The 14,159-nt window shown below is 47.3% G+C and carries 12 protein-coding genes; 7 read left to right on the plus strand and 5 right to left on the minus strand.

Annotated elements, in window-relative coordinates:
• Positions 1-266: 266 nt before the first annotated feature.
• The 3 genes from QFZ80_RS36790 to QFZ80_RS36800 all read left to right on the plus strand — a co-directional run bounded on the left by QFZ80_RS36790 (position 267) and on the right by QFZ80_RS36800 (position 6,100).
• Entirely contained in the window at positions 267-3,839 is a 3,573-nt protein-coding gene (locus QFZ80_RS36790) for an OmpL47-type beta-barrel domain-containing protein (RefSeq protein WP_307563553.1), read from the plus strand.
• Positions 3,840-4,434: 595 nt separating this feature from the next.
• Positions 4,435-4,599, plus strand: coding sequence for a hypothetical protein (locus QFZ80_RS36795; protein WP_307550242.1), 165 nt, complete (start codon positions 4,435-4,437; stop codon positions 4,597-4,599).
• A gap of 277 nt (positions 4,600-4,876) precedes the next feature.
• On the plus strand, positions 4,877-6,100 hold the full coding sequence (locus QFZ80_RS36800) for a multidrug effflux MFS transporter (protein ID WP_307563555.1): 1,224 nt from the start codon (positions 4,877-4,879) through the stop codon (positions 6,098-6,100).
• A gap of 121 nt (positions 6,101-6,221) precedes the next feature.
• Here the strand turns inward: QFZ80_RS36800 and QFZ80_RS36805 are convergent, their stop codons facing one another.
• Both QFZ80_RS36805 and QFZ80_RS36810 read right to left on the minus strand, forming a co-directional pair.
• Positions 6,222-6,848 (minus strand): DedA family protein, encoded by a 627-nt coding sequence (locus QFZ80_RS36805; RefSeq protein ID WP_307550240.1) that lies wholly within the window; start codon positions 6,846-6,848, stop codon positions 6,222-6,224.
• A gap of 203 nt (positions 6,849-7,051) precedes the next feature.
• The gene (locus tag QFZ80_RS36810; protein WP_307563557.1) at positions 7,052-8,002 is read right to left on the minus strand and encodes a DNA-3-methyladenine glycosylase family protein; all 951 of its coding nucleotides are present in this window, start codon (positions 8,000-8,002) and stop codon (positions 7,052-7,054) included.
• 155 nt (positions 8,003-8,157) lie between these two features.
• On the opposite strand from QFZ80_RS36810, the gene QFZ80_RS36815 reads away from it, so the two are divergent.
• The 3 genes from QFZ80_RS36815 (at position 8,158) to QFZ80_RS36825 (ending at position 10,329) form a co-directional block, all read left to right on the plus strand.
• A complete protein-coding gene (locus QFZ80_RS36815; RefSeq protein WP_307550238.1) occupies positions 8,158-8,700 on the plus strand; it encodes a bifunctional transcriptional activator/DNA repair enzyme AdaA in 543 nt (180 codons plus the stop codon).
• Positions 8,701-8,723: 23 nt separating this feature from the next.
• Positions 8,724-9,404 (plus strand): methylated-DNA--[protein]-cysteine S-methyltransferase, encoded by a 681-nt coding sequence (locus tag QFZ80_RS36820; RefSeq protein WP_307550237.1) that lies wholly within the window; start codon positions 8,724-8,726, stop codon positions 9,402-9,404.
• Positions 9,405-9,510: 106 nt separating this feature from the next.
• Positions 9,511-10,329 (plus strand): SPL family radical SAM protein, encoded by an 819-nt coding sequence (locus QFZ80_RS36825; RefSeq protein WP_307563558.1) that lies wholly within the window; start codon positions 9,511-9,513, stop codon positions 10,327-10,329.
• A 54-nt stretch (positions 10,330-10,383) separates the two neighbouring features.
• On the opposite strand, the gene QFZ80_RS36830 is transcribed toward QFZ80_RS36825, so the two are convergent.
• Positions 10,384-11,325, minus strand: a complete 942-nt coding sequence (locus tag QFZ80_RS36830; RefSeq protein WP_307550235.1) for a helix-turn-helix domain-containing protein — start codon at positions 11,323-11,325, stop codon at positions 10,384-10,386.
• A gap of 209 nt (positions 11,326-11,534) precedes the next feature.
• On the opposite strand from QFZ80_RS36830, the gene QFZ80_RS36835 reads away from it, so the two are divergent.
• Positions 11,535-12,272: a ThuA domain-containing protein gene (locus QFZ80_RS36835; RefSeq protein WP_047678043.1), complete on the plus strand. Its 738-nt coding sequence runs from the start codon at positions 11,535-11,537 to the stop codon at positions 12,270-12,272.
• 169 nt (positions 12,273-12,441) lie between these two features.
• Here the strand turns inward: QFZ80_RS36835 and QFZ80_RS36840 are convergent, their stop codons facing one another.
• Together QFZ80_RS36840 and QFZ80_RS36845 are read right to left on the minus strand one after the other, a co-directional pair.
• The gene (locus QFZ80_RS36840) at positions 12,442-13,473 is read right to left on the minus strand and encodes an ATP-binding protein (protein WP_307563559.1); all 1,032 of its coding nucleotides are present in this window, start codon (positions 13,471-13,473) and stop codon (positions 12,442-12,444) included.
• Positions 13,470-14,141 (minus strand): response regulator transcription factor, encoded by a 672-nt coding sequence (locus QFZ80_RS36845; RefSeq protein ID WP_307563561.1) that lies wholly within the window; start codon positions 14,139-14,141, stop codon positions 13,470-13,472. Before QFZ80_RS36845 ends, QFZ80_RS36840 begins: the two co-directional genes overlap by 4 nt.
• Between the last annotated feature and the right edge of the window lie 18 nt (positions 14,142-14,159).

Below are 14,159 nucleotides of genomic sequence, written 5' to 3' on the forward strand. Positions count from 1 at the left end.
TAACAAGGGAATGTAAATATGAAAGCGATTACATTTTAAATAAAGTGATATTCATGAACAATCCTGCTTGAGTGTTAGTGAAGTTTGCATAGGTAAGTATTTAAGTGATTGTACACTTGCACAAACTTCCTTATCTTTACAAAAAAATATCACTTTTTCTTTTTAAATCATGGTAAAATTTAGGAGCATTATTGGGCTTGTCTGTCCATAAAGCCTCTGCTTATGGAGAAATTTTTTGACTCAGCAAATGCTTAGGAGGAATTGTAATGAGTAGGCTATCGGGATGGAAAGCAAAACTTTTGAAAACAACACTTGCCTTAACAATCGCGTTACCGTTTCAAGTATTGGCCACAAGCAGCTGGCAAGCTGTTATGGCGGAAGGACCGACTGATCCGGCTCCATTCATTGAAGCCAAAGTTGTGAATGAAAATGCTGGCAAAAAGGTGCTTTTCGATAATACACATGAACAAACCGCTGGAGCGGCCGATTGGGTTATTGATGGCGCCTTTTCCGATTTCGCCAACGCTTTAGCGAATAATGGTTATTATGTGAAAGAGCTGCGCAAAACGACACCGATTACTTTGAGTGACTTGAGCGGTTACGATGTGTTCGTCGTTGCGGAGGCAAATGTTCCTTATAAGACAAGCGAGCAGGCTGCCATGGAGCAATACGTGCAGGGAGGCGGTAGTATCTTCTTCATCGGAGATCACTATAATGCAGACCGCAACAAGAACCGTTGGGACGGTTCGGAAGTATTCAATGGTTACCGCAGAGGGGCATGGACGAACCCAGCCAGTGGAATGAATACAGAAGAAATCGCTTCATCGGCGATGCAGGATGTAGCTAGTTCGGATTGGTTGGCTACTCAGTTCGGAGTGCGTTTCCGCTATAACGCATTGGGTGATATTACAGCGAATCAGATTGTAGCGCCAGAGCAAGCTTTTGGGATTACAAGCGGTGTCTCGACAGTGGCTATGCATGCAGGTTCAACACTTGCCATTCTTGACCCGGCAAAGGCGAAGGGGATTGTATACCTGCCTCAAACGAGCGATGCTTGGGCGAATGCAGTGGATCAAGGTGTATATAACGGAGGCGGTATTGCCGAAGGTCCTTATGTGGCTGTTGCCAAAGCGGGTGCAGGCAAGGCTGGATTTATCGGCGACTCCTCACCGGTTGAAGACGTGACACCAAAATATGTGCGTGAAGATACGGGTGCGAAGAAGACGACCTATGACGGCTTTAAAGAGCAGAATGATAGTGTGCTGCTTGTAAATATGGTGAACTGGCTCTCGAAGAAAGAAAGCTATACAGGCTTATCCCAGGTTAGCGGCTTGCAATTGGATCAACCGACGGCGCTGCTGCCTTTTGAAGATCCGGCTGCGTCAACGGAACCACAGCCAGAGCCTTGGGCTGCGCCAAACGCAGGCTACAAATGGTATGACCGCAGTACATTTAAACCGGGCTCATACGGCGGACCTGCAGCAACTGCTAGTGCAGCTTACAGCTTTGTGCATCAAGCAATACTCCCCAATGCAGTGGACTTCCCAGTGCGGGTAGTTGTGGATAACTTGCCGGCGTCTACGACTGTAGCGGGGTTCAGTGTGGGTATTTATTTGGTTAGCGGGGGCACTCAAATAGCCATGATTCAAAATGCAGACGGCACATGGCCTGCTGCATATGGGTACAGCTCTACGTTTAGCGTGACCTCAGATATTAACGGACATGCTACCAAAGATTTGAAAGTGCGAATTAAGCCAGGAACTACGGCTGCGGCCAACTTGAGGCTGCGTCAAAACGGAACAAACTTGAAGACCGAAGCTGTTACACTTGGGAATGTTCCGGCTGAACCGTTACCGGAAGAAGAGAATCCGATTCCGGCGAAGATAACGGTAGCGGAAGCTCGCAGTAAATCAGTGGGTACATTGGTCACTGTGGAAGGCGTTGTTACTACGGAGCCTGGATCTTTTGGCGGGCAATCTTTTTACTTGCAGGATGCTACCGGCGGCATGTACGTGTTCCAGAGCTTGAGTGGATTCCATCTTGGAGATACCGTGAAGGTGACGGCTTCGACAGCGCTATTTAACACAGAGTTCGAGTTGACGGATCCAGTGGAAATTGCCAAAACCGGGGTCGCTGCTGTGCCTGCACCTGTGGTTGTAACAGCTGTAACTTACGAGAATCAAGGTCAACTGGTTGAGCTCAGCAATGTAACTATCAATAATATCATTAGTGCTGCACCGACTGGCTCTTTTGAATTTGATGCGGTTAGCGGAGCGGTAAGCAATCATGTTCGGGTTGATGCACGGACTGGATTAACACAAAGTACGTTCCCGTACCAGGCAGGTCAAACCGTGAATATCAAAGGTGTCGCTGCCATTTTCAAAGGTGTATTCCAACTGAAACCAAGAGGATTGAGCGACTTCACCGTAGTGGCTGATACAGTAGCACCTGTGACGACTGCGGCATTGTCGGGTGCTCCAAATAGCGAGGGCTGGTATAAAGAAGATGTGACGGTTACCTTGACGGCTGTGGATGAATCAGCGGGTGCAGTAGGGACCGAATACAGTATCAATGGTGGGACTGCGGCTGCTTACGCTGCACCCATTGTCATTCAAAACGAAGGAACGAGTACGATCGGATATTTCTCTACAGATGCAGCAGGAAATGTAGAAGCGGCGAAATCTTTGCAGGTGAAATTAGATAAAACAGCACCTGTGGCTGTTTTGACGGAGTCCGGTCACACTGTGGCGGATGTGACAGATGCGGATACACTGAGATTTGATTTGAACAGTACAGATGCACACTCCGGTGTGGCAACGCAGACGTTGACTTTGGATGGCACTGAGATTACTAGCGGTCAAACCATTGCTGCGGGAAGTCTGGCACTAGGTGCACATACGGTGCAATACAGTGTAGTGGATGCAGCAGGCAATTTGGTGCAGTCGACACAAACATTCAACGTGAGTGAGAGTGTTACGTTCAGTCAAGCTACCCTTGCTGCGGACGTGGTGTCTCTGAAACCGGGTGAAACGACGGCTACTCACCTTACTGGTACATTAAGCAACGGAACGCCAGCTGATCTTAGTGGTGCTGTAGTTTCCTACAACACAAGCAATGGAGCGGTAGTTACCGTAGATGCACAAGGTAAAGTTAGCGCTTTGGCAGAAGGTACTGCACAAATTACAGCTGCAGTCACGCTGAATGGAATAACAGTACAAACCAACGCTATAACTATCACGGTTGTAAAGCCGTTATCAGTTGGGGTACCAGGTAAGCCAGTTTTGTCCGATAACAGCGGTCATGCGACTGGATTAAAAGATGGTAACTATACCGTCACGATGAACATGTGGTGGGGGAATAACGGCTTCTTGTTCAAGCTGTACGAAAATGGCGTACTCATTAGTACGCAAACATTGACAGACGCGTCTCCAGCAGCGCAAGTGGTTAAAGTAGATGTGAAAGGCAAAGCGAACGGTACCTATACGTATACAAGTGAACTTATTAATTCTTTCGGAACGACAACCAGCAACCTACTTGTGGTCAATATTACAGACGCATCGCCAGGTAAACCGGTACTATCTCAAGATAATTGGGATGGAGATGGCAACTACAAGGTGACGATGAACATGTGGTGGGGCACCAACGCTACCGAGTATCGACTATACGAAAATGGTATATTGATCGAAACCAAGAGCTTAAATGCAGCTTCTCCAAGTGCTCAAAGCGCCGTGTCGACGATTGCTGGCAGAGCCATTGGCGTCTATGAATACCGCAGTGAATTGGTCAATGCGGGTGGTGTCACTTCGAGCGAGAAGATCACGGTGAAAGTAACGAAGTAAGTAACAAAGTAAGTAGCTAAGTAAGAGATGAAGTAAGTAACTAAGTTAGAGTTAAAGTAAGTAACGAAGTAAGAGATGACGTTCGGGAAAAAGGGCCTTTAACGACTCCGGTGGAGTTGTTGGAGGCTCTTTTTCGTCTGAGTTTGGTGGACGGGAGAGATTTCTTGATTCGGAGTGGCTCCTCATGTAGGCTGTACGCACTAGGGTGGCTTACCCCACTAGTTCGCAATTTAACGGTCGGCTGGATTTTTGTGTTCTATGTATAAAAATGCATAGAAGGTGGCATCATGGTCGTTATATGATGTATTGAACGGTGGTGTTAATGGGCATGGGAATAGGAATAGTAAATACGGTAATATGCTCTTACTGCGATCAACCAGCCACATTTCGAATCGGAAATGTTGCCTATGAACTGCATGCTTGTGACAAACATGAGGATGCCGCGCATAGCAAGTTTGATAGAGTGACTGGTGAAGATTCGTGGAGGATGATTTCAATGGCCTCACATGGCTTTCCTGAGCCTTGAAATTATTCACTGTATGTTCTGCGAAATGTTGGTACATAATATCAATATTATTCTTGAAGGAGGCATAAAATGGATATAGAAATGTTTGAAGAAAATCTAGAAACGACTGTTGAGGCATCGGATATTTTCTCTGTACCAGAAGGAGCAAAAGAGTTTGTCGATATAATTGGTGACGAAAAGCTCGATGGATACGGTAACCCAGCATCAAACTTTGATACACAACAAACTACATAAATCGAACTCCCCATGAAAATGGGGAGTTTTTTTATTAAAAGAAATGCCACTAGCGGGGGCTAGTGATTGGAGTTTCGAGAGGATTTAGATATTAAATAGTTCTATCAGAAAGTAAACTCAATGCCTGTTTAATATGAATGTTCTGCTCTATCTCATCTATTTCGAGCGAGGATGTCGACGTTCTTCGTCCGCACTCCTTTGTAAAAGTTACCTACTAGACAAAACCGCATCTCGATGGTAGCGTAAATTTACTACGAATGAAAGTTTGTGATACGTGATGTCTAATCCTATTGCTTCCCAAGCGAGACTATCTGTAAGTCGTTCAAACCGTTTATGGATCGTGCTCGTGCTCGGTGCACTGGCTTCTTTCGGCCCGCTCTCGCTCGATATGTACTTACCCGCGCTGCCTGTGCTCGCGAATGATCTTCATACCACCACCTCGCTGGCACAAATGAGTTTAACCGCCTGCATGCTCGGCCTATCGATCGGTCAGCTCATCGCCGGTTCGGTGAGCGATGTGCGCGGAAGGCGAATGCCACTGCTGATCGGACTCGTTATTTATGCGATTTCCTCGGTTCTATGCATGTTCTCGCCAACGATTTGGGTATTTCTGGGTCTGCGTTTCGTTCAAGGCATGGCTGGCGCAGCTGGCATCGTCATCTCCCGTGCGATTGTTCGTGATATGTATGAAGGTGTGGAGCTGACGAAATTTTTTGCACTTTTAATGTTGGTCAATGGGGCCGCACCTATACTTGCTCCAATCGTAGGTGGACAAATTTTGCAGTTCACCTCGTGGCGTGGCGTATTTCTTGTTTTGAGCCTGATCGGCGTGGTTATGCTCTTTGCAACGGTGTTGGGCTTGAAGGAAACGCACCCGCCCGAGCGTCGTTCCAAAGGTGGACTCACCAACACGCTGCGAACGTTCGGCGGCCTGCTCACGGACCGTATGTTCATGGGCTATGCGTTAACACAAGGACTCGTTTTTGCCGGCATGTTTGCCTATATATCGGGTTCCCCGTTCGTACTGCAGGATATTTTCGATGTTTCCCCGCAAATGTTCAGTCTTTGCTTCGCGATTAACGGTCTGGGAGTCATCATTGCCGGTCAAATCACGGGCAAACTGGCAGGCAAAGTAAGCAATCATCGATTGCTAGCTGGTGGACTGGCTATTGCCGCTTTCGGCGGTTTGTTACTTTTCATTTCTACCCTTATCGGGGCAGGGTTATATGCGATTTTGGCTGCTTTTTTCTTCATCGTTTCTAGCGTAGGACCTGTCTCTGTAGCAACCTCCTCCCTAGCTCTTCAAAATCAAGGGAAAACAGCAGGCAGCGCAGCAGCATTGTTAGGTTTGCTATCTTTTATCATAGGAGGCCTAGTTGCTCCACTGGTCGGTATTGGCGGCAGTCAAACCGCGGTTCCGTTAGGCATCATCATAGCTGTGATGGAATTAGGAGCGATCCTATGTTTTATTTTAATCACCCGTACAAAGGCAGCTCCATAATAAAATCAAATAAAGGTTGCCTCTTTCGATCTTACTAAGACCGAAGGGGCAACCTTTTTCGTATACATAGGCGAGTTCTGTTTGATATAAAAGGTGAAATATTACTTTTCTTTAGGCCGTTTCAGCGTTGAGGCTTTTGCAGCCCCGTTTTCAAACGACTACGCCATTTGAGAAGGAGAAAAATAGCCACCGCAATGCACAACCCAATCAAGGTGTAAATCAAAAACTTTTCAACCCACAAAAAAATGATAAGCCACTGATCACCGAAAAGGTAACCAATTCCGAAAAATACAACCACCCATAGAGCTGAGCCTATGAAGGCGTATAAAGCAAAAATTCGGTATGGAACGCGGATGATGCCTACAAAATAAAAGATAAATTGTCTGATTCCCGGTATGAAATAACTGAAAAGCAGCAATTTGTTTCCGTACTTCGCGTAATATTCTTTAGATTTCTGCAGATGTGCGGGCTTCAAAAACAGAAGTTTTCCATAACGTTCGATCAGAGGCGTGCCCAGTCTATATCCGATCCAATAGGTAATCGTCATGCCTATCATCGTTCCGATCCAGGCCGCGACCATGGCTAAGAACCAATTAAGCACCCCTTTATAAGATAAAAAACCCGTATACGTCATCGTCGTATTTCCCGGAGGAATCGGAAGCGCAATAGCGTCTAATGGCAGACCGATCAACAATACCCAATAGCCAAATTGTGCAAATAACTGTTCAATTAGTCCCATAAACTTCATGACTTATGCTCTCCTTGTAACAAAAAAACGTATATTTTTTGTAGAAATTTACTTGAATATCTCTAATTTACGCAGGAAAGAACCTTCTTACACAACATTATACCTGTTTCAAGTAAAGCTATGAACCATCAGAAAGTCAAGTTTTGGTCAGGACCTTAGTCTAGTTATCCGTAGGGTAGTCTCATGTAATCGCATCATTTCGGTTAGTATAATTCACGCCATAAATAAAAAGTCGCATACGCTTCCCACCCATTCCATCCTTCAGCAAGCTGTCGAATATGAGGAATTGTCGGTTTCTGCTCTAAGCCAAGCACATGCTTCAGAGCATTGTGCAAGCCAACGTCGGCAAGAGGGAAAGCAGCAGGGTTCCGCAAGCAGCGCATCAGCACATAATTGGCCGTCCACGGACCGATGCCGCGAATACTTAACAACTCTTTCTCTATATCGACAAAATCGTTCCGCCTCAGCAGCTCCTCTTTAACAAGCAGCCCCTCCGCCATCAACTTGGCAACGCCGATTAAGTATTCAGCCTTTTTACCCGTGAACTGTAAGGTAGTCAAGGCATCAGGTGTGAGATCGGCGATTCGCTCTGGAGTAGGAAATGCCCAGTATGTTCGTCCTTCCCAATCTAGCCGCGTGCCAAAGGCTTCAACAAGACGTCTTTTAAGCGTATAGGCAAAAGTCAGGTTGATTTGCTGTCCGATTATGCCCCAGCTCATCGCCTCGAATAGATCTGGAATCCCCATCAGGCGAAGCCCATAAAAGTTCTGAGTGACTTGCTTCAGCAGAGGATCGCGCTTGGCCAACTCGTAGAACGGCGTAAGCTCGGTGCCAAGGTCAAACCACTCCCACACATAACGAGCCACGTCTTCACGAATGGAGGGGGTGAGGGTACCGTTGAGACTATGGATTAGCTGAATGCTCAGCCGCGAGTTATCCTCACTGTTGACAGCGATTAGGACATGGTTATCCCCAAACGGAAGCAGCTTGTAAATAGCTAAGTTATCCACATGGAATAAGCATTCATTGGTTGATCGGGATAGGTAACCGAGATTTTGTTCATATCGAAAATGATCAGGAAGCGGCAGCGTGAGGGAGCTCGTCTGCTCGCACCATTTTAGGATAGAAGGGTCAAAAGGTTGAAGATGTGGCATGTTAAGTTCTCCTCTTATCTGATGAAGTTTCTTCCTCTATTATCGCTGAAGGCGGCTTTCGTAATCTTGCTTTCTCATTTCCGTTCCCTTACAAGAGCAGCATGGTTTGGGTATACTGAGCTAGTAGGGAAATGGAGCTGAGAGGAGCGGTAGTCATGCAAGAACGGTTTTGGAAAGCGATTGTTGCAAATGATGCGGCTTATGATGGTACGTTTTATTATGCGGTGACGACAACTGGGATCTTCTGCAGGCCGTCTTGCAAATCAAGGCTGCCCAAGAAGGAGAATGTCCGGATTTTTGGGAACCGCCAAGCGGCTTTCTTGGAAAATTATCGTCCCTGCAAAAGGTGCAGACCAGACGGCGTGAGATTGCCTGATGAAGAATGGGTATCGCTTATGGCGGCTCACATCGAAGAACATTATGCCGAGCCGCTGACGCTGACTATCCTGGCAGAACACTTTTATGCGAGCGTTTATCATCTGCAAAGGACTTTCAAACGCCTGCAGGGAATCACGCCTCTAACGTATCTTCAACAAGTTCGCATCGAAGCGGCCAAAAGGCTGTTACTCGAGACGAATGCTCCTGTGAATGCGATTGGTGTTCAAGTGGGGATCCCGAATGCGGCACATTTTGCCACCATGTTTCAAAAAAAGACCGGTTTTTCGCCAACGGAATTCCGTCAAATAAAATCAATCTAAACATAACCGAGGAGGGTTCGAAGATGCAAACTATGCGGGTGGCCGAGGTACAAACTACGCGGGGAATGTCAGAGGCGCAAACCATGCAGGCGAAGCCAGAGATGCAAGCCGAGCGAGCAATGTCAGAATCGCAAACAAAGCGGGCGAAGTCAGAGATGCAAGCCAAACCGACCAAGTCGATCTACTGGGGAGTCGTTCGTTTGCTGGAGAATAACTTTTTGATGGCGGCAACGGATGAGGGGCTTTGCTATTTACAATTTCATGAGGAAAATCCTGCAGGTGGAGTAGATGAGGGTGCGCGGTTGGAATTAGTGAAATGGGCTCGTTCGCAGCTGCCTGAGCCTAACTGGGTAAAGGATGCAGAGAAGCTGCAGCCCTATATCCTTCAATTAGAGGAGTACTTGAAAGGACTACGCACGGCATTTACATTGCCATTGGATCTGCGCGGTACTACGTTTCAACAGTCGGTGTGGCGTGTTCTCCATGAGATTCCGCATGGGGAAACGTTTAGTTATTCACAGGTAGCCCAAGAATTAGATAGAATAAGTGCAGTTAGAGCCGTAGGCACTGCCATTGGGGCTAACCCCGTGCTCATCGTGGTGCCGTGTCATCGTGTTGTCGGGAAGGATGGGTCGCTAACTGGCTACCGCGGTGGACTTCGGAATAAGGAGAAGCTGCTGTTGTTGGAGCGAGCAGGATTATGATCGGATATGGCTGCACATAAATGAGATGAAATGAAATGAAATAAGATGATACGATATCTTTGTTTACTAGGATATGTTCTAAGAAGGGAAAAGTGGAGGTGAGACTATGAAGGTTGACGTAAACCAGAAGACGGCGAAACAGCTGCTTACGAAAGCGAGCGGCTTTCTTAAGGGGTATACACACACGTTAAACCCCTACACCGGCTGCTCCTTCGCCTGTTCCTACTGTTACGTGCGGCAGATGCCGGTCGCATTATTCCGCAGCGATGCATGGGGCGGTTGGGTCGATGTAAAAGAAAATGCGGCCGCGCTTCTGGCGAAGGAGCTGGCCAAAGCGAAGAGCAAAGGGCCGGTTACGATCTTCATGTCATCGGCCACGGATCCCTACCAGCCGATCGAATACAAGGAGCGAATCACCCGTTCGCTCCTTGAGGTGATGTCCGCGAATCCGCCGGACTTCTTGTTCGTTCAGACCCGCAGCCCGCTCGTGACACGGGATGCGGATATACTAAAGCGGCTCGGCGAATGCGTAAGAGTCAGCATGACGGTCGAGACCGACCGCGAGGATATACGCCGAGCGTTCACGCCGTCCGCGCCGCCGATCCCGGCGCGGTTAAATGCCCTCCGCGAGCTCGCAGCTCACGGCATTCCGGTGCAGGCCACGATAGCGCCAGCGCTGCCGAGCTCGGAGCATTTCGCCGAGCTGCTTGCGGGCATCGTGGATCGGGTGTGCATCGACGATTACTTCATGGGCGATGGCAGTGGGGGCAAGCGCACGGAACGCATCGGCGTGCGCCATATCTATGACGCGCTGGAGCTGCCAGACTGGTACAGTCGGGATGCGTACGAGCGCGTGCGCGAACAGCTCCTGCGGCATTTCCCGCAGGAGCGTGTGTTTGTCAGCCAACAAGGCTTCCTGCCTTGATGGATATAACAAAGCCTCCAGCGGGATTCCCGTGGAGGCTATTTTGCAAGTGCGCTAGTCCGCTTGCGCCAGCAAAGGCGTCAACCCTGATTGACTGCGCATGCGTTGTTTGAATTCTTTGGGAGAGCATTGGTTATGACGCTTAAACAGCTTGTAGAACTGCGCCATATTCAGTATGCCTACTTCAAAGCTTACTTCCATAATGCTGAGGTCGCCTGTTAAAAGGAGACGCTCGGCTTTTTTGATCCGCTTGTAATTAACGTAATCGACGAAGGATATCCCCATCACCTTTTTGAAATACTTAATAAAGTAATGATAGCTCAAATTGAGTACACTGCACATGTCTTCGACCGAAATCCGTTCGCTCAGATGCTCGTCGATAAAGTCGAGCGCCGGACGCACGCGAGAAATGCCGGAGTCCTCGGCAAGAGCCGAGAAATCTCGGTTGTCATTACGCAGCATTAAAAGTAAGAGATTTTTGATCGCTGCACTGATTGCCAACTCGTACCCAATCTTGCGGGATTGCGACTCTTCGTAAATCTGCATGATGAGGTTGTAAGCAGCTTGTTTGACGGCAGCATTGCCTTGAAACAGCTCATTAAATTGCTCAAGTGGATGAGTCAGCTCCGAGAAGCAGTGCAGGTAGGGCATGGTGCTAAGGTCAAAATGCTGCTTTAGATCAATCTGAAAAACGATCTGTCGCAAGGCATCCGCAGAGTGCTTATACGTACGATGCGGCTGGGAAGAGCCTAAGACGATGACATCTCCAGGCGCCATCACCGTATAAACGTGCTTCGTTTGGATGCCGAGTTGCCCTTCTATGACCACAAGAAATTCAACTTGCATATGTGAATGCCAACGCCAAGGAGTAGGAGGCCCGAATTGCGGGGTGTCAGAACTCATTTCCCAAATTTTCAAAAAGAGCAAAGGGTTCTGGTAAATGACTTCTTCATTAATAATTTCGGTGAAGGTGCTAGAGCTATGTAAAGGGTCCATGGATATGTATACCTCACTACTGTGAAAGACATTTTTGAATACGTAAAAAGTGGTGAAATGTAAGGTTTATCAGTAATGAGTATAACATTGTTTGATTGGGAAGGACACTATTGAATAAGAACTAGGCAGGATCTTGCCTTTATTTTCGGCGAGGGAGTGACTATACTCAAAAGTATGAATGAATACGCTACCTTGGAGGGAATAAGAAGATGAGTCAGAAGCTTAGAGTAACGGTTTGGAACGAGTTCCGTCATGAAAAAGAAAATGAAGTCGTACGCGCAGCGTATCCAGATGGTATCCATACGGCAATTGGTGAAGGCTTGAGCGGAGCAGTTGATGTCACGTATGCAACATTAGATGATGCTGAACACGGCTTGTCCGAAGAAGTCTTGAATAACACAGATGTCCTCATCTGGTGGGGACATAAGGCGCATAACGAAGTGCAGGACGAGATCGTAGACCGCGTTCAAAAACGTGTATGGCAAGGCATGGGACTTATCGTGCTGCATTCCGGACACTTCTCCAAAGTGTTCAAAAAGCTGATGGGCACTTCTTGTGACCTCAAGTGGCGTGAAGCTGATGAGAAGGAACGTCTTTGGGTTGTTGCTCCGGGTCATCCAATCGTTGAAGGCATCGGCGAGTACATCGATCTTGAAGCAGAGGAAATGTACGGTGAGCACTTTGATATCCCTCAGCCGGACGAGCTGATCATGGTTTCTTGGTTCGAAGGCGGCGAAGTTTTCCGCAGTGGTTGCACATTCAACCGCGGCAATGGGAAGATTTTCTACTTCCGTCCTGGGCACGAGACTTACCGTACTTACTACAATGAGCAAATCCGCCGCGTTATCAGCAATGCGGTTCACTGGGCGGCTCCATCCACACGTGAGTATCCGAAATACGGTAACCACAAGCCGCTTGAAGAGATCAAAGCAAAAGTCAAAGCTTAAATGTGATGTGATAGGAATGCTCCCAGTTATCGGGGGCATTTTTTTGCTTTGCTATGTTTACACGTATCTACGAGGACTTCCACCATTAGGTGGAGGTCCTTTTTTGGCAGTGTTGTTCTTAACGGAACGACAGTCCGCTAAAGTGGATGAAATATGCCCTATCAGCGTTTCATCGCAAGTCATCATAATTCCGTACCTTCGGAAAATGAATGATTAAAGTCGTCCCTTGGCCCTCCGATGACTGAATGGATAGATCGTGCCCAAGCTTGAGCGCCATCTGCTTAGCCAGATATAGTCCCATCCCCGTGGATTTACTATGGGTTCTTCCTATTGAACCCGTAAATCCCTTATCGAATACGCGCCTAAGATCCGCTGACTTAATACCGATTCCCGTATCTTGGATAAGCAGGCGTTTCTCTTGTTCGTCTTCCTCTGATAGGAAGGTTATGCTGCCTCCATCCTCCGTATAGGTTAAGGAGTTTGCAACGACCTGGTTCACAATGTAGAAGAGCCACTTACTGTCGCTATTCACAGAGTGACTCAGCTCTTCCATATTCGGACGTATGCGTTTATTAATAAACAGCTTGGCAACTTTCTTAACGCTTTCCTTCACGATGATCGGCAGCGGAACGTCAGTAATGAAGTAATCCCTTGAGAACGAATCGATCCGTGAATAGTAGAGGGCTTGCTCGACGGAGCTATCGATTTTGCTAAGTTCGTCCTCAAGCTTATCGACGAGATACTCCGCTGTTTTCCCCGCACGATTCTCCATGATCAGACGGCTTGCTGCTATAGGCAGCTTTACTTCATGAATCCACGATAGAATAAAGTCCTGATGATCCTTGATTTCGCCTTGCAGCTTAAGAGTCCCATTGGATTGTTCGAGATATAGCTGATTCAGCAGATTGAGATAGAGTTCTTGCGTCGTGTTTTGAGGTTCAGGCATAGCGGCGATTGCCCAATCCTCCTGCTTGTTGCCAACTAACTCACTGAGTTCCTTGTAGAAGGACTTTCGATAGAGGTAGCCAATCGTTACATATAAAGCAGCGAAAAAGAAACAGCCTGTATTCGCATACACAATATCGTTAATAGCATCCTGCCCATTCACGCTAACGAACATGATCAGGGAAACGAAAAGCATCATCATACCGTATACCGCAAAAAAGTATCGTTTATCCTTCAGGTATTGGATGAAATTCATGGGATGATATACCCTAGCCCTTTCTTGGTTGTGATGAATTCGTCCCTCCCAAGCTCGGCAAGCTTTTTACGCAGGCGGGTAATATTAACGGTTAGCGTATTATCGTCAACAAAGCTTTCGTTTTCCCAAAGGCCTCGCATCATCTGTTCACGACTGACGATCGTTCCTTGATGCTGCATGAGAATGGTTAAGATTTTGAATTCATTTCTGGTCAGCTCAGCTTTCCGATCTCCGCAAGCAACATCTCCATCTTTCAGATTGAGGACAACACCGTCATGCTCCATCACGTTAGAGCTAGTCTCCATGTAGGAGTAGGTTCTTCGGAGCAGCGCATTAATTTTAGCTACCAACACATCCATATAGAACGGCTTCTGAATGAAATCGTCTCCTCCCATGTTCATAGACATGACCATATCCATTGGTGTATTGCGGGAAGATATGAATAGGATGGGCACGTTGGATAATTCCCTGATTTGGCGGCACCAGTAGAAGCCATCGAACGCTGGTAAATTAATATCCATTAACACGAGATGAGGATTTTCCTTGATGAAAAAGGGGAGTACCGTATCGAACTGCTCTACGATGACCATCTCAAACCCCCACCGGCCTAACGCTTCAGCTACCATATCCCGTATCGTTTTATCGTCTTCTACGATCATGATTTTCACAGCCAATTCCTCCAAACC

Origin of the sequence: Paenibacillus sp. V4I7 (genome assembly GCF_030817275.1) — a bacterium.
Classification (GTDB): domain Bacteria; phylum Bacillota; class Bacilli; order Paenibacillales; family NBRC-103111; genus Paenibacillus_E.